Below are 14,573 nucleotides of genomic sequence, written 5' to 3'. Positions count from 1 at the left end.
TCTCTCTAGTTATTCTATAAAAGATCAACGCGGTTGGCTAGTGAACAGCTGCCGGAAGCCTGACTGAGGCCGTTGTGCCCGAGTGCTCGCCGCTGGTGAAACAGACGGAGCCTTCATGATGCTGAATAATCGAGAATGTCACGGTAAGCCCGAGCCCGGTGCCGTTCGTTTTCAGCGTATAATACGGCTTGCCGAGTTTCTGCAGTTCTTCATCGGACATGCCGATTCCGTTATCCGTAATCTGAATGAGAATCATCTCTTCCTGTTTTTGGACGGAGACCTCGATTCGGCCGTTTTCAGAGGGCACGGCTTCAATACTGTTTTTAATCAGATTAATGAAGGCCTGTTTCAGTTTTTTTACATCGCCGAACACATATAAATCAGGCTCGCTTCGAACCGTAACGGTCACCGATTTAAAATGGGCATAAGACTCCATTAAGGAACCTGTTTCCTTTACGAGCAGAGAAATATCAAACTTTTCTTTTTCATAGTCATCCTGCTTCGCCATATCGAGATAATTCGTAATGATCGTCTGAGCCCGGTCGAGTTCGGACAGCACAAGTTTCTGATATCCGGAGTGGGATTTGTCCTGAAGCTGCTCGCCGCTGAACAGCAGCTGCACAAAACCTCTGACGACCGTAAGCGGATTGCGGACTTCATGGGCGACGCTTGCCGCAAGCTCGCTGACGACGGCCATTTTTTCTGAGTGAATCAGCCTTGCCCGCATGGACGCATTCTCATCAATGATCTCAATCAAATAAATGCACAGCAAAAGGGCGCTGACTTGAAAAAAAACAGATACTGCCGCCTCATAATAAACGGAAGGTAGATTTTGAAAATTGAAAATATTGGTCGCGGAATAGATGAAGACAGATGCGGTTAATAAGGCGGTTTCAGTGCAGCCGATGAGAAGAGCGAAAAGCAGTTTCTTCCGCTTTGAAAAAAAAGGCCATTTCGTTTGGAGCTGGATAGGGATGATGATTAAAAAAGGAATTAAGGATAAGAAAAAAAGAGCGGAAGGTTCAAACCATATGAGCTGAAAAAAAACGGATGCCGCCCCTGCGGCAAGTCCTGCGCCGGTACCGGAATAAAGCAGGCAGACGATAATGGGAATCAGCTGCAAACCGTAACGGACGGAATGAAGCTCCTGGATGGGAAAAGCCGTACATAATAAGGAAGATGACGCTGCAAATACGGCGACCAGCAGGCGGTTCGCTCTCGGCACAAGCAAATCGGGCTTGCTGAGCCAGAAGACTTGATAAAGAAAAATAGGGAATAAAATAAAAGAGAAGTGAAGCAGGTAATCCTTTACAATCTCCATTTATGCGAAATCCTTTCCTATGTAAATATGAATCTATTATAACATCTTTACCGGAAAAAAAAGTATATATTTCTCTAAAGCGAACGCCCTTATCTCATCTGATAAAGGCGTTCTTTCCGCTGCTAAGCGAGCGCTGCTTTCATTCTCTCAAGCCCTTCTTTTACGGCAGCGGCTGAACAGCCGACATTAAGTCTCATAAATCCTTCGCCGCCCGGTCCGTATTTTGTTCCCGGCTCTAATATGATTTTCCCTTTTTTGAGCATTCTTTCTTTGAGCTCGGCATCCGAAAATCCGTACTCGCTGAAATCCATCCAGATCAAATAGGAAGCGTCAGGCTTCATCATGCGGACTTTCGGCAATTCTTGTCTTAAAAAGTCCTCAGCCAATTTCATATTCCCTTCAATGTAAGGAATCAGCGCGTCAAGCCAAGGGCCTCCCTTTGTATAAGCCGCTTCAATTGCTGCAACCGCAAATGTGTTGAGGCTGGAAATCCCGTTCTGATGCAATGCGGCGGAGAATTTCGCCCGCTTATAACGATCGGGAATGATAATGGCGGATGCCTGAATGCCGGCAATATTAAACGTCTTGCTCGGCGCGACACAAGTAACGGAAATCCGCGCAAACTCCTCAGACAGAGAAGCGAAAGGCGTATGCGGCTTTCCGTACAGCATCAAGTCGGAATGTATCTCGTCAGAAACGACGGTGACGTTATGGGCGGCGCACAGCGATCCGAGCTTCATAAGCTCATCCCGGCTCCACGCTCTGCCGGACGGATTGTGGGGGTTACAAAGAATCATCAGCTTGACCTCAGAATCGTTCAGCTTTTTCTCAAGATCCTCAAAATCCATACAGTAGACGCCGTTTTCTTCCCGTAATGGGTTATGTAAAACCTGCCGTTTGTTTTCCTTGATCATCTGATAAAAAGGCGTATACACCGGTGATTGAATCAACACCGGATCGCCCGGTTCGGTAAAGGCTTGTACGGCCATGCTGATTGCCGTGACAACACCGGGACTGAACGCGATGCTTGCGGGATCGGGCCGGTAGCCGTGCCGCGTCTCAAGCCATGAAGCGACGGCTTCTCTTGTGTTTTCGTCAGGAGACGTATAACCGAATATGCCGTGGTCAAGGCGGGCTTTTAAGGCGTCAGTGACCGCTTCGGGAGCGCGGAAATCCATATCGGCAACCCACATCGGAAGCGCATTCGATACGCCGAATAACGCTTCCGCCTTGTCCCATTTCACCGATTGTGTGCCAAGACGGTTTTCTCGAAGATCAAAGTTCATGTATGTCACTCCTGTAGTATCATTATTTTGCACAGCGTATCTATGATAAAATAGAATTGCAAACTTTATTATAAGCGGTGATGAAAATGGAAGAAAGCCAAGCGGTCATGGAAATGATGAAAATCATTGCCAAGTGGGACCCGTTTAAATATGGAGAAGATTTTTATGAGACAGAAGCCGTCGACATCGTTCAGGCCGTCTACAGTGAAGACCGTGCCGACAAGCTGGCAGCAGCCATTCAGGATATCTTTGAAGCTTCATTTGAGCAAAAGCTTCCGATCGAAGGCTGCCAAAAGGCCGCCGAGCAGCTTCTGTCCATAAAAGAAAGCAGCTCCTGCACCCCTTAAAAACCGGCGGTTCCGCCGGTTTTTTTATTGAATAAATTCAAAAATCCGCTCCGAAACAAACTCCGGGCGCTCTTCGGGTACGAGGTGCCCCGTATCCTTGAGTGAATACAGAATGGAATCCGGCAGGTCGTCATGAAGCCGTTTTCCGATTGAGACCGGAACGACCCGGTCTTCTTCTCCCCAGATTAAAAGAGCGGGGTTTTGCACTTTCTTCAAATCCTCGGGCTCTAAATCGCCCTCCCTGTGTCTGATAAACCTTGTCATCGCTTTGAAAATCTGGCGGTCTGTAAATGGTTTTTCGTAACCGTCAATCATTTCCTGATCGATAAGCGTCCGGTCGTGAACGACATTTAACAGGTTGTTCAGCACGCCGTCTTTTGAAAGCCAATACTTAAGATACAGGTCAAAACAAGGGAGATGCGTCCCGAATATAATCGACGGGTGCGAGCGCTTTAAATACCCCGAGCTGCACAGCAGGACGATTTTAGAAAAAAGCTCGGGTCTGAGAAGAGACGCGGATAAGGAAATCTGGCCGCCCATTGAATGGCCGATGAGTGCGGCCCGGCTGATACCGAGCTTTTCCAGAAGTCCGATCAGAAGCTTGGCGAGGTTTGCGTAAGTATATACGAAAGTCCGTGACTTTTCCGATTGCCCGAAAGGAGGCAGGTCAACGGCGATAATATCATAATGGTTTCTGAGCAGCGGGATCAGTTTTCTGAAGCTGAATGCCGAAGATAAAAAACCGTGTACGCAGACGAGTGTCTGTCTGCCGGGATTTTCATAATGCTCGTAATACAGCTCAACTCCGTCTATCGCGGCCCGTTTAATCGGTGAAACAGCTTCCATGAGAGCCTTCGCCGTCCTTTCTTTGTTGTAATGTAAAGTCTTTTTTGATTGTCAGATTTTAGCTCTGGTTTCTTTCGGGTTTTTCTTAGCATTTGTCGAAAATCGTGATATAATGTCATGAAGATTTTTGATAATGCAAAGGTGTGAAACGTATGAAGCTGACCGAAAAAGAAACAGAAATATTAGAAATTTTAGACGAAAACAGCCGCGTTGATGCGGAAACGATTGCGAAAATGGCAAACATTCCCGCTGAAGAAGTCAAAAGCATCATTGAAAAGCTTGAAAAGGAAAAAGTCATCATTGATTATGCGGCGATGATCGACTGGCGCAAAGTCGACGGTTTGGAAGGCGTCACGGCGATGATTGACGTAAAAGTCACTCCGAAACGAAATGTCGGCTTTGATGAAGTCGCTGAGCGGATATACAGATTCCAGGAAGTTGAATCAGTGTACCTGATGTCAGGGGTGTATGACTTATCTGTCGTTATTCGCGGCAACACGATGTCAGACGTGGCAAGCTTCGTGTCTGAAAAATTGTCCACCCTTGAGTCCGTCGTTTCCACGACGACGCACTTTATCCTGAAAAAATATAAGCATGACGGCAAAGTCTTTGAAAGCGGAGACGATGACAAAAGAATCGTGGTGTCTCCGTAAATGGAAACGAAGACTTCTTATTTATCTGACTACGTGCAGCAGATTAAACCGTCAGGCATCCGCAAATTCTTTGATCTGGCTGCTACGATGGAAGGCGTCATTTCATTGGGAGTGGGAGAGCCTGACTTTGTGACGGCCTGGAACGTGAGGGAAGCGAGTATTCTTTCTTTAGAACAGGGTTATACGGCTTATACGGCAAATGCGGGTCTTTATGAACTGAGAGAAGAAATCAGCCGCTACTTAGATCAGCGGTTCGGCCTGAGTTATTCGCCTGACAGTGAACTGATCGTTACGGTAGGGGCAAGCCAGGCGCTTGATCTCGCTGTCCGCGCCATTATGAATCCCGGGGAGGAAATGTTAATTCCCGAACCGTGTTTTGTCGCATATGAATCACTCGTGACCCTGACGGGGGCGAAGCCGGTGCCGATTCAGACTGTCGCTGCAAAAGGTTTTAAAGCATCAGCAGCCGATTTTGAAGCAGCCCTGACGGACAAAACAAAAGCGCTGCTTCTATGTTCGCCGTCAAATCCGACAGGTTCTGTCTATTCGAAAGAAGAGCTTGAATCCATCGCTGCTTTCGCTGAAAAACACGACTTGATTGTGCTTGCCGATGAAATTTATGCCGAGCTGACGTATGATGAGCCATTCACGAGCATGGGGGCCATCCGCGGCATGAAGGAACGCACGGTTCTTATTTCCGGCTTCTCCAAAGCATTTGCCATGACGGGGTGGAGACTCGGATTTACGGCGGCGCCTCCCGTGATCAGGGATGCCATGCTCAAAATTCATCAGCACGCGATGATGTGCGCGCCTTCCATGGCTCAGTACGCGGCGCTTGAAGGGCTGAAAAACGGCCAGGAAGACGTCGAAAGAATGAAGAAAAGCTATCGGAGACGCCGAAACCTGATTGTGGAGACATTGAACGAAATCGGACTCGGCTGCCACCACCCCGGCGGAGCATTTTACGCCTTTCCTTCCATTCAGTCGACCGGCATGAGTTCAGAAGAATTCGCGGAACAGCTGCTCATTGAGGAAAAAGTAGCCGTCGTTCCGGGGGATGTATTCGGCCCGAGCGGCGAAGGCTACATCAGATGTTCCTATGCGACATCCATTGAGCAGATTCAGGAAGCGCTCGTCAGAATCAAACGGTTTGTTGAAAAAAGGGCATAAAAAAAGATACGAACCCGGTTCGCATCCAAATAAAAGGGGGGAATACTAGAAAGCCTTCGTAATCATAGTATACCCCCATTTTTCTGTGCTTAAACATGATCATGTGAAAAAGTTCTCTTTGCGAAAAACAAACTTGTATGATATAATTTTAAATTGCGTATAATCTGTATTTAATTTAACTTAGGAGTTGTTATGAATGGCAGCAAAATTTGAAGTGGGCAGTGTTTACACTGGTAAAGTAACAGGATTACAAGCGTATGGTGCGTTTGTTGCATTAGATGAAGAAACTCAAGGACTTGTTCACATTTCTGAAGTCACTCACGGTTTCGTAAAAGACATTAACGAACACCTTTCTATCGGTGACGAAGTACAAGTAAAAGTACTTGCGGTTGACGAAGAAAAAGGCAAAATCAGCCTTTCTATCCGTGCGACTCAAGCGGCGCCTGAAAGAAAAGAAAGCAAACCAAGAAAACCGAAAGCGGCTCAAGCTTCTGAAGAAACATCTGCTCCGCAAGGTTTCAACACATTGAAAGATAAGCTTGAAGAGTGGATTGAACAGTCCAACCGCAAAGACCTTATCAAAAAATAATCATCAAAAAAAGCACCGGATATGTATGTTCGGTGCTTTTTTTATGTTTATCTGACTTCCGGATTTGCCGCTTCCTCGCGGGATGTTTCTTCGTTCGGCTTAAACAGCAGGCCGAGATTGATCAGACCGGCGATGCCGACAAGACCGTAAATAATCCGCGACAGAGCTGATCCTTGGCCGCCGAAGATGGCTGCTACTAAATCAAATTGGAAAAATCCGATCAGTCCCCAGTTAATAGCGCCGATAATCGTTAATACGAGACAGATACGCTGAATAACACTCATGTAAACAACCTCCTCTATGAATTCGTGAAACAGTTATAGATTGTGACAAAGCAAAGAATCTATGCATACTACATTCTCCGCCGTGTAAATCACACACTGTCTCAAGCTGTACAAGTGCCTTTCCCGGGAAGCCGCTGTCTGTAAACCGTGTGATGTGCCGTCAAAAAAGCGGATTGCTTTACATTGAATGTCATCTTTCTGCATAATATAAATCCAAAGGAGGAGATGTCATGCAAAACTTTACATATTGGAATCCGACCAAATTGATTTTCGGAAAGGGAGAGGTCGAAAAACTTCCTGAAGAAATCAAGCCGTACGGAAAGAACGTACTGCTCGTATACGGGGGCGGCAGCATTAAGCGCAGCGGTCTTTATGATCAAGTAACCGAACTGCTGAAAAAAGCAGGAGTTACCGTACATGAATTGGCAGGCGTAGAGCCGAATCCGCGTGTCTCAACGGTGAACAAAGGTGTTGCGCTCTGTAAAGAAAACAGCATCGATTTCTTATTGGCCGTCGGCGGCGGAAGTGTCATTGACTGCACGAAAGCCATCGCGGCTGGCGCTAAATATGACGGCGACGCGTGGGATATCGTCACGAAAAAACACCAGCCGAAAGAAGCGCTGCCGTTCGGAACAGTGCTGACACTTGCGGCAACCGGTTCAGAGATGAACTCCGGATCAGTCATCACAAACTGGGAGACACAAGAGAAATACGGATGGGGGAGCCCGCTCGTTTACCCTAAATTCTCTATTCTCGATCCGGTAAACACATTTACCGTTCCGAAAGACCACACCATTTACGGCATGGTCGATATGATGAGCCATGTGTTTGAACAATATTTCCACCACACGTCAAACACGCCGTATCAGGACCGGATGTGTGAATCGCTTCTGCGCACGGTGATTGAAACAGCGCCGAAGCTGATCAATGATCTGGAGAACTACGAGCTTCGTGAGACGATTTTATATACAGGCACGATCGCATTAAACGGAATGCTGTCAATGGGCGCAAGAGGGGATTGGGCCACACACAACATCGAGCATGCGGTATCAGCGGTTTATGATATACCGCACGCCGGAGGTTTAGCGATTCTGTTCCCGAACTGGATGAGACATGTGCTCAAAGAAAATCCGGCCCGCTTTAAACAGCTTGCCGTCCGTGTCTTCGATATTGACGAGACAGGCAGATCAGATGAAGAGATCGCACTTGAAGGAATCAGCAAGCTGTCTGATTTCTGGACGAGCCTCGGCGCTCCGAACAGACTCGCTGATTATGATATTTCTGATGAGAAGCTGGATACGATTGCAGATAAAGCGATGGCAAACGGAGCATTCGGACAGTTCAAGTCACTGCAGAAAGAAGACGTGCTTGCGATACTGAAAGCATCATTGTAATAACATAAAGGGGGCGGCCGGATTGGCAGCTCCTTTTTTTCTGTGTTATAGTAATTCCCTTACGATTTTTTTGGAGGTCATGATAAATGGAGAACTTTACGTACTACAATCCGACGAAACTGATTTTCGGAAAAGGTCAAATCGACCAATTGAAAAAAGAGCTGAAGCAATACGGGAAAAACGTGCTGCTTGTTTACGGAGGCGGCAGCATTAAGCGAAACGGCCTGTATGACCAAGTAACAGGCATCTTAAAAGAAGAAGGCGCAACCGTTCATGAGCTTGCGGGCGTTGAACCGAACCCGCGTCTGGAAACGGTAAATAAAGGAATTGAGCTGTGCAGACAGCATGAGATTGATTTCCTTCTCGCAGTCGGCGGCGGAAGTGTCATCGACTGTACAAAAGCGATTGCGGCCGGTGCGAAATATGACGGCGACGCATGGGACATTTACAGCAAAAAAGTAACGGCGCAGGACGCACTCCCGTTCGGCACGGTGCTGACGCTTGCGGCGACAGGCTCTGAAATGAACCCTGATTCCGTTATCACAAATTGGGAAACAAACGAAAAATTCGTATGGGGCAGCAATGTCACTCATCCGCGTTTCTCCATTTTAGATCCTGAGAATACTTTCAGCGTTCCGGAAAACCAAACCGTATACGGCATGGTGGATATGATGAGCCACGTATTTGAACAATACTTCCACAATGTTGAAAACACGCCGCTTCAGGACAGAATGTGTTTTGCGGTCCTTCAGACGGTAATTGAAACAGCGCCGAAACTTTTGGAAGACCTTGAGAACTATAAGCACCGTGAAACGATTTTATACGCGGGTACGATCGCATTAAACGGCACGCTGCAAATGGGCTATTTCGGCGATTGGGCTTCCCATACGATGGAGCACGCCGTATCAGCGGTGTATGACATCCCTCACGCGGGAGGACTTGCGATTCTGTTCCCGAACTGGATGAGATACACGCTGGATACAAATGTAGACCGTTTTAAAAACCTCATGCTCAACATGTTTGACATTGATACTGAAGGCAAAACGGATAAAGAAATTGCGCTTGAAGGGATCGATAAATTGTCCGCGTTCTGGACAAGCCTCGGTGCACCGTCCCGCCTTGCGGATTATGACATCGGTGAAGACAAGCTTGAGCTGATCGCAGACATCGCCGCAAAAGAAATGGAATACGGCGGATTCGGCAATTTCCAAAAACTGAACAAAGATGACGTACTTGCCATCTTAAAGGCGTCACTGTAAGATACATTCCCGGCCGGGGTGAAGATGAAATAGATTTTCAAGCTGCAGATGCAATCACATGCTGCGGATTTGACTCCCTGTTTCTGTACATTTAGCAGAAAAGGATCAATTAACTTTGCGATTGCCGATCATCTATTTACACAAAATCTAAATCATGAAGAGCCGCGAATTTAAAAAAGGGGCGCTGATTCAATCAGCGCTCCTTTTATGCATTTTGTGTACTAAGGTCCCGCTGAGCCCCCATATAGCTTCCCATTAAGTTTTGATAACCGGGAAGATGACTGGAGATTAATGCGCCAAAACCTTCAACATCGTTGCGCCAATCACGCTGAAGCTCGCATGCTACGCTGAACCAGTTCATAAGCTGCGCGCCGCCATGAGCCATACGGGTTAGTGATGCATCTGCTACTTGCTTATTAAACGTCCCCGAAGCATCTGTCACAACAAACACTTCGTAGCCTGCTTTAATGGCAGAAAGCGCAGGAAAAGCAACGCAGACGTCTGTTACCACCCCCGCGATAATCAGCTGTTTTTTGCCAGTCGCTTCAATGGCTTTAACAAAGTCTTCATTGTCCCATGCATTAATTTGTCCGGGACGGGCTATTTTTGGCGCATCAGGAAAGAGATCAACGAGTTCTTGCATGAGCGGTCCGTTGGGTCCGTTTTCAAAGCTGGTTGTTAAAATAACCGGTAAATCAAAGAATTTAGCCGTATCACCGAGAGCCAATACATTGTTTTTAAATTCATCAACGCCATAGTCACGCACGAGACCGGAAATAAGGCCGGTTTGATGGTCAACTAAAAGCACGGCAGCATCATCTTTTGAAAGACGGGAATAAAGATCAGACATTTTATAATCCTCCTTGAATTAAGGCAAGTAAGTTTGTGAATTGAAAACGGTAAATCTATTCATATGCTGTATAGATAGAAAGTTATTTCTGAGGTGACTTTTCGTGAGGGTGATGATCCTTCAATTAATCTGGAACGGGAACCGGAGCATGATCAATCCAATGGATGAACTGTTGTAAATAGCGTTGAAGATAACGTTTTGTTTGTTCATCCGTAAGTATGTTTTGAGCGGAATCAATTTTCTCATGGACTTGCGAAATCAGCATTTTTTGAAATGGCAAAACATTGACTTGCATAGCTTCGAGTACTTCTCTCATTTGCGTTTGACCAAAGGCAGTACCGAACCCTCCGGGGGTTGCGCCGATTAAGCCAACCGGTTTTCTGTTTAAAACAGAAGAGGTCCGCGGTCTCGATGCCCAGTCCAATGCGTTTTTTAATACCCCCGGAATTCCGGAATTGTACTCTGGACTTACAATGATGACGCCGTCAACGTCTTGTATATCAGCTCTAAAGGATGTTACGGAGTCTGGTGCTCCGGCAATTTCTAAATCTTCGTTAAAAAAAGGAAGATTGTCTATTTCAACCCAACGAAATTGAGCCGCATTATCGAAGTCAAACAATGATTGAGCAATTGCTCGATTATACGAGTTTTTTCGTAAACTTCCGCAAATAAGACCAATGGTTTTAGTCATAAAATCACCTCCCGGTTTAAAATCACTTTCATCTTAACACGATACCCCAAATATAGACACTATTTTTAAAAATGGACATTTATGCCTTAATATGACTGCGCGGCAGCCTCTCAAGAGGAGTACTATATAAAAAGAACCGGCCCATCGGGATTGGCGATGGATGTCATCCTGCTCCAAAGTAAAGGTGATACGTTCCTGGATCATCAACATTCGATTCGTTACCCCTCTCACGATTATTACAAATATAACCATATCGAATCCGGGATATTGTATAAAAAATGAACGCATCTTTAGCGCAAATCCCGTATTCATCCGGCCTTCTTCATGACTTGATTTAGCGGGTGAGTTCATATAAAGTGAAAGAGAAAACAATTCACCGTGATGGAGGGACAAGCAAATGACGCATGTACGCTTTGATTACTCAAGAGCGTTACCTTTTTTCAATGAACATGAACTTACATACGCACGTGATTTCGTAAAAACGGCACACCATAATATCCATGAAAAAACAGGCGCCGGAAGCGACTTTTTAGGATGGGTGGACCTCCCTGAAAACTACGATAAAGAAGAATTCGCGCGCATTAAAAAAAGCGCTGAAAAAATCAAATCAGATTCAGACGTGCTTCTCGTCGTGGGTATCGGCGGTTCATACTTAGGCGCCCGCGCGGCGATTGAAGCGCTCAATCATTCTTTCTATAATGTTCTGCCGAAAGACAAGCGCAAAAACCCTCAAGTTATCTTTATCGGCAACAATATCAGCTCAACTTATATGAAAGATGTTATGGATCTTTTAGAAGACGCTGATTTCTCTATCAATGTCATTTCTAAATCAGGCACGACGACGGAACCTGCAATCGCTTTCCGGATTTTCCGCAAACTTCTTGAAGAAAAATACGGAAAAGAAGAAGCGAAAGCGCGGATTTACGCGACGACAGATAAAGAGCGCGGCGCTTTAAAAACGCTTTCTAATGAAGAAGGCTTCGAATCATTCGTTATTCCTGATGATGTCGGCGGACGTTTCTCCGTTCTGACTGCGGTAGGCCTTCTGCCGATTGCGGTAAGCGGGGCTGATATCGATGAAATGATGAAAGGCGCTCTTGATGCAAGCAAAGACTTTTCCAGCTCGGAATTAGAAGAGAACGCGGCTTACCAATACGCCGTCGTCCGCAACGTTCTGTATAATAAAGGAAGAACCATTGAAATGCTTATCAACTATGAGCCTGCGCTGCAATACTTTGCGGAATGGTGGAAGCAGCTCTTCGGCGAAAGTGAAGGAAAAGATGAAAAAGGCATCTATCCTTCTTCCGCTAACTTCTCAACAGACCTTCACTCTCTCGGTCAATACGTGCAGGAAGGCAGACGCGATCTGTTTGAAACTGTATTAAACGTTGAAAAACCGAAGCATGAGCTGACAATTGAAGAAGCGGAAAATGATCTCGACGGCTTAAATTACTTAGCCGGAAAAACGGTCGATTTCGTCAACAAAAAAGCGTTCGAAGGCACGATGCTTGCCCATACAGACGGAAAAGTGCCGAACTTAATTGTCAACATTCCGGAGCTTAATGCATATACATTTGGATATCTCGTCTATTTCTTTGAAAAAGCGGTGGCGATGAGCGGTTATCTGCTCGGAGTCAACCCGTTTGATCAGCCGGGTGTTGAAGCCTATAAGGTGAATATGTTCGCGCTTCTCGGCAAACCGGGCTTTGAAGAGAAAAAAGCAGAGCTTGAAAAACGCCTTGAAAAATAAAAAGAAGGGCTGGCCCTCAGCATGACGGGTCAGCCTTTTTTAAACCGTGAAAGGTGTGTTGATGAATGATACGACTCTTATGTAAGCATGCCGTCATTTCCGTCTGTTCCGCCGTTATTGTCTATTCGGCACTAAAACTGTCTCCTGAATCCCTCTTACAAACCATCCTGTTTTTCGCTTTCCCTCTCGGCTTGTTTACGGACATGGTCCGGCTGAAACTGAAGATTGGCCGGATGCATACGCTGATCACGAAGTGCTGTCTCTATGCCGCCGTTTTCTATATTTCAACGGAAGCCGTTCTCTCCGCAATTGTGACGTATGTTCTGATTGAATGCGCCGTTATCTCTTTCCGGCGTCTGTCTGCCGCTCCCGATTCTTCCCGGGCGCCGTATGAAGATGCCGCAGAGCGGGGACGCTAAAGACAAAAAGGAGCATATGCACATGATCAGCATTCCATCTTCACTTGAAGGGCAATCGTTTTTACTCCGCGAATTGGAACAGGTGCTGAAACCGATCGGTTATACCATCGGAGGCGGCTGGGAGTATGACCGCGGGTTCTTTGATTACAAAATTTCCGATCAGGACGGCTATTTATTTCTCCGCATCCCTGTTGAAGCAAATAAGGGACACCTGGATGAACGGGGGGCCGCCGTTACAATCGGCACACCCTTTTTGCTGAGGCACGTCTATCAGCAGGAAACGGATGATCACGCAGGCGGCGGTGTTTTTGAGTCATTATTCAACCAATTCTCCGAGCCGAAACGGCGGGATGCGGCAATTGACCGCTCATATACAGATATCGGCATCTCGCTTGTGAAAGAGCTGGAAGACGTCCTGCTGCATTAAAGAGCCAAAAACAGATCAGTATCGAGCACCTTGTATGTCAGGGGAGGGGTCAGCATCGGCCCCTCTTCTTTTTGTATGCCGATGATCGTGGTATTCCGTTTGAGATAATAGAGCGCACAGTCATGATAAGATGAGCCCTTTAATTCCCCGGGAACGGGAATGATGCGAACCTTTTTCTCCAGCGTCAGATCTGACAGCGTTTGCGGTTTGGCAAGCTGCAGCTTGACCCGGTAATGCTCAAACATCACCCGGCTCGACAGCCGTGATGTGCACAGAATCTTATTGGCTCCTGCGCGCTCGGCGTTTTTGACATACCGTTCCGTTAAAATTTCTACGATACAATAAACGGACGGATGCAGCCCTTTGATGGCGAGAAGCGTTAATACCGACAGCATATCAGCTTCGGATTCATTTTTCTGCTGATCCGCTGTCAGAATGACGGTATCGGCTTCCGTAACATTCGCCTTATTGAGCGTACTGTCATCAGCGGCATGTCCGCGGATGAAATGGACGTTTTCAATAAGCGGCCCTTCCCTTAATGAATCATCAATCAGGACGACAGTTTTTGACGGCGCGATGTGCTGCAGTTCTTTCAGCAGCATATGCGATTTCTCATTCCATCCGATAAGAATGACGTGCCCCTTGCCTTTAAAAGCGACCTTCCCTTCGACATAGCGGTGCTGTTTGCTGAATACGGCTGAAGAAAGCGTGGCGAAATAGGCGGTCACAAAACTCGCTCCGCTTAATACAAGCACCATGCCGGCAATCTGCCCGAGCGGCGTCTGCGGAACGTAATCGCCGTAGCCGACTGTGGCCACCGTAATAACCGCCCACCAAACCCCTTCAAACACAGACGTGAATTGCTTCGGTTCGAGCATGTAAATGAGTTGGCCGAACAATAAGATCAAGGCGATAATGATCAGTCCGATCCGAACATATAACGGCCATCTCAGCCAGGAAATAAATATACGGTTTGATTTCATTCGTCCGGCTCTTCTTTCGACAGAGAGATGGATAAAATCTGCTTAATAATGGTATTTAGTTTTTCGTCCAGCTGTTCCTGGCCGTATGAGTCACGCGCATGTCTGATTAAATCGGCCGTCTCATCTTCAAACTGAATGAGAGGTTCGTCGTTTTCCGATTCATTATAGAGCTGGATGAAGGCGTCAAGCCCTTCGTTCATTCTGTCTATCGCATTGCTCAGCTGTTCTTTCTCGCCATTTGTCACTTTCATGTCGATCACACCTGTATCTTTTTTTATACAGTATGTCCCAGTTCGTTTGATGT

At 46.5% G+C, this 14,573-nt stretch carries 17 protein-coding genes; 9 read left to right on the top strand and 8 right to left on the bottom strand.

Annotated elements, in window-relative coordinates; genetic code table 11:
• Positions 1 to 37: 37 nt before the first annotated feature.
• A complete protein-coding gene (locus U2H13_RS15100) occupies positions 38 to 1,321 on the bottom strand; it encodes a HAMP domain-containing sensor histidine kinase (RefSeq protein ID WP_022553702.1) in 1,284 nt (427 codons plus the stop codon).
• A 122-nt stretch (positions 1,322 to 1,443) separates the two neighbouring features.
• Positions 1,444 to 2,607 (bottom strand): MalY/PatB family protein, encoded by a 1,164-nt coding sequence (locus U2H13_RS15095; RefSeq protein ID WP_121984665.1) that lies wholly within the window; start codon positions 2,605 to 2,607, stop codon positions 1,444 to 1,446.
• Between the two features lie 86 nt (positions 2,608 to 2,693).
• Here U2H13_RS15095 and U2H13_RS15090 point away from each other — a divergent pair, with 86 nt between their 5' ends.
• The gene (locus U2H13_RS15090) at positions 2,694 to 2,954 is read left to right on the top strand and encodes a DUF1871 family protein (protein WP_014418748.1); all 261 of its coding nucleotides are present in this window, start codon (positions 2,694 to 2,696) and stop codon (positions 2,952 to 2,954) included.
• A gap of 24 nt (positions 2,955 to 2,978) precedes the next feature.
• Here the strand turns inward: U2H13_RS15090 and U2H13_RS15085 are convergent, their stop codons facing one another.
• Entirely contained in the window at positions 2,979 to 3,800 is an 822-nt protein-coding gene (locus U2H13_RS15085; RefSeq protein ID WP_021495356.1) for an alpha/beta fold hydrolase, read from the bottom strand.
• 152 nt (positions 3,801 to 3,952) lie between these two features.
• On the opposite strand from U2H13_RS15085, the gene U2H13_RS15080 reads away from it, so the two are divergent.
• The 3 genes from U2H13_RS15080 to yugI all read left to right on the top strand — a co-directional run bounded on the left by U2H13_RS15080 (position 3,953) and on the right by yugI (position 6,212).
• Positions 3,953 to 4,453 (top strand): Lrp/AsnC family transcriptional regulator, encoded by a 501-nt coding sequence (locus U2H13_RS15080; protein WP_003152098.1) that lies wholly within the window; start codon positions 3,953 to 3,955, stop codon positions 4,451 to 4,453.
• The gene (locus U2H13_RS15075; protein ID WP_061862525.1) at positions 4,454 to 5,623 is read left to right on the top strand and encodes an aminotransferase; all 1,170 of its coding nucleotides are present in this window, start codon (positions 4,454 to 4,456) and stop codon (positions 5,621 to 5,623) included. It abuts the gene before it with no gap.
• 196 nt (positions 5,624 to 5,819) lie between these two features.
• Positions 5,820 to 6,212, top strand: a complete 393-nt coding sequence (gene yugI / locus U2H13_RS15070) for a S1 domain-containing post-transcriptional regulator GSP13 (protein ID WP_007408653.1) — start codon at positions 5,820 to 5,822, stop codon at positions 6,210 to 6,212.
• 47 nt (positions 6,213 to 6,259) lie between these two features.
• On the opposite strand, the gene U2H13_RS15065 is transcribed toward yugI, so the two are convergent.
• The gene (locus U2H13_RS15065) at positions 6,260 to 6,496 is read right to left on the bottom strand and encodes a DUF378 domain-containing protein (protein WP_003152104.1); all 237 of its coding nucleotides are present in this window, start codon (positions 6,494 to 6,496) and stop codon (positions 6,260 to 6,262) included.
• A 230-nt stretch (positions 6,497 to 6,726) separates the two neighbouring features.
• On the opposite strand from U2H13_RS15065, the gene U2H13_RS15060 reads away from it, so the two are divergent.
• Both U2H13_RS15060 and U2H13_RS15055 read left to right on the top strand, forming a co-directional pair.
• Entirely contained in the window at positions 6,727 to 7,890 is a 1,164-nt protein-coding gene (locus U2H13_RS15060) for an iron-containing alcohol dehydrogenase (protein ID WP_014418746.1), read from the top strand.
• A gap of 86 nt (positions 7,891 to 7,976) precedes the next feature.
• Positions 7,977 to 9,149 carry an iron-containing alcohol dehydrogenase gene (locus tag U2H13_RS15055; protein WP_003152109.1) on the top strand — a complete coding sequence of 391 codons (1,173 nt, stop codon included), beginning with the start codon at positions 7,977 to 7,979 and terminating at the stop codon, positions 9,147 to 9,149.
• Between the two features lie 205 nt (positions 9,150 to 9,354).
• Here the strand turns inward: U2H13_RS15055 and ycaC are convergent, their stop codons facing one another.
• Both ycaC and U2H13_RS15045 read right to left on the bottom strand, forming a co-directional pair.
• Positions 9,355 to 9,999 carry an isochorismate family cysteine hydrolase YcaC gene (gene ycaC / locus U2H13_RS15050; RefSeq protein WP_014418745.1) on the bottom strand — a complete coding sequence of 215 codons (645 nt, stop codon included), beginning with the start codon at positions 9,997 to 9,999 and terminating at the stop codon, positions 9,355 to 9,357.
• 124 nt (positions 10,000 to 10,123) lie between these two features.
• Entirely contained in the window at positions 10,124 to 10,690 is a 567-nt protein-coding gene (locus U2H13_RS15045) for an NADPH-dependent FMN reductase (RefSeq protein ID WP_017419407.1), read from the bottom strand.
• 397 nt (positions 10,691 to 11,087) lie between these two features.
• Between U2H13_RS15045 and U2H13_RS15040 the strand changes: the two genes are divergently transcribed.
• The 3 genes from U2H13_RS15040 (at position 11,088) to U2H13_RS15030 (ending at position 13,286) form a co-directional block, all read left to right on the top strand.
• Positions 11,088 to 12,440: a glucose-6-phosphate isomerase gene (locus tag U2H13_RS15040; RefSeq protein WP_007408647.1), complete on the top strand. Its 1,353-nt coding sequence runs from the start codon at positions 11,088 to 11,090 to the stop codon at positions 12,438 to 12,440.
• Between the two features lie 65 nt (positions 12,441 to 12,505).
• Positions 12,506 to 12,859 (top strand): transporter, encoded by a 354-nt coding sequence (locus tag U2H13_RS15035; protein WP_233662470.1) that lies wholly within the window; start codon positions 12,506 to 12,508, stop codon positions 12,857 to 12,859.
• Positions 12,860 to 12,881: 22 nt separating this feature from the next.
• Positions 12,882 to 13,286, top strand: a complete 405-nt coding sequence (locus tag U2H13_RS15030; protein WP_015418088.1) for a YugN-like family protein — start codon at positions 12,882 to 12,884, stop codon at positions 13,284 to 13,286.
• Here U2H13_RS15030 and U2H13_RS15025 read toward each other — a convergent pair.
• Together U2H13_RS15025 and U2H13_RS15020 are read right to left on the bottom strand one after the other, a co-directional pair.
• The gene (locus U2H13_RS15025) at positions 13,283 to 14,269 is read right to left on the bottom strand and encodes a TrkA family potassium uptake protein (protein ID WP_121984666.1); all 987 of its coding nucleotides are present in this window, start codon (positions 14,267 to 14,269) and stop codon (positions 13,283 to 13,285) included. The genes U2H13_RS15030 and U2H13_RS15025 overlap by 4 nt on opposite strands.
• A complete protein-coding gene (locus tag U2H13_RS15020) occupies positions 14,266 to 14,520 on the bottom strand; it encodes a protein mistic (RefSeq protein ID WP_003152123.1) in 255 nt (84 codons plus the stop codon). The genes U2H13_RS15025 and U2H13_RS15020 overlap by 4 nt, the downstream gene beginning before the upstream one ends.
• Between the last annotated feature and the right edge of the window lie 53 nt (positions 14,521 to 14,573).

This window comes from Bacillus sp. A1 (assembly GCF_042296235.1).
GTDB lineage: Bacteria > Bacillota > Bacilli > Bacillales > Bacillaceae > Bacillus > Bacillus velezensis.
Note: the sequence above shows the minus strand (reverse complement) of the source record. Positions and strands in the feature narration are given on the sequence as shown.

Coding starts and splice junctions, on each gene's coding strand:
- U2H13_RS15095 (WP_121984665.1), bottom strand. CDS start 2,607: ATGAACTTTGATCTTCGAGAAAACCGTCTTGGCACACAATCGGTGAAA.
- U2H13_RS15075 (WP_061862525.1), top strand. CDS start 4,454: ATGGAAACGAAGACTTCTTATTTATCTGACTACGTGCAGCAGATTAAA.
- yugI (WP_007408653.1), top strand. CDS start 5,820: ATGGCAGCAAAATTTGAAGTGGGCAGTGTTTACACTGGTAAAGTAACA.
- U2H13_RS15065 (WP_003152104.1), bottom strand. CDS start 6,496: ATGAGTGTTATTCAGCGTATCTGTCTCGTATTAACGATTATCGGCGCT.
- U2H13_RS15060 (WP_014418746.1), top strand. CDS start 6,727: ATGCAAAACTTTACATATTGGAATCCGACCAAATTGATTTTCGGAAAG.
- U2H13_RS15090 (WP_014418748.1), top strand. CDS start 2,694: ATGGAAGAAAGCCAAGCGGTCATGGAAATGATGAAAATCATTGCCAAG.
- U2H13_RS15025 (WP_121984666.1), bottom strand. CDS start 14,269: ATGAAATCAAACCGTATATTTATTTCCTGGCTGAGATGGCCGTTATAT.
- U2H13_RS15040 (WP_007408647.1), top strand. CDS start 11,088: ATGACGCATGTACGCTTTGATTACTCAAGAGCGTTACCTTTTTTCAAT.
- U2H13_RS15100 (WP_022553702.1), bottom strand. CDS start 1,321: ATGGAGATTGTAAAGGATTACCTGCTTCACTTCTCTTTTATTTTATTC.
- ycaC (WP_014418745.1), bottom strand. CDS start 9,999: ATGTCTGATCTTTATTCCCGTCTTTCAAAAGATGATGCTGCCGTGCTT.
- U2H13_RS15055 (WP_003152109.1), top strand. CDS start 7,977: ATGGAGAACTTTACGTACTACAATCCGACGAAACTGATTTTCGGAAAA.
- U2H13_RS15085 (WP_021495356.1), bottom strand. CDS start 3,800: ATGGAAGCTGTTTCACCGATTAAACGGGCCGCGATAGACGGAGTTGAG.
- U2H13_RS15030 (WP_015418088.1), top strand. CDS start 12,882: ATGATCAGCATTCCATCTTCACTTGAAGGGCAATCGTTTTTACTCCGC.
- U2H13_RS15080 (WP_003152098.1), top strand. CDS start 3,953: ATGAAGCTGACCGAAAAAGAAACAGAAATATTAGAAATTTTAGACGAA.
- U2H13_RS15020 (WP_003152123.1), bottom strand. CDS start 14,520: ATGAAAGTGACAAATGGCGAGAAAGAACAGCTGAGCAATGCGATAGAC.
- U2H13_RS15035 (WP_233662470.1), top strand. CDS start 12,506: ATGATACGACTCTTATGTAAGCATGCCGTCATTTCCGTCTGTTCCGCC.
- U2H13_RS15045 (WP_017419407.1), bottom strand. CDS start 10,690: ATGACTAAAACCATTGGTCTTATTTGCGGAAGTTTACGAAAAAACTCG.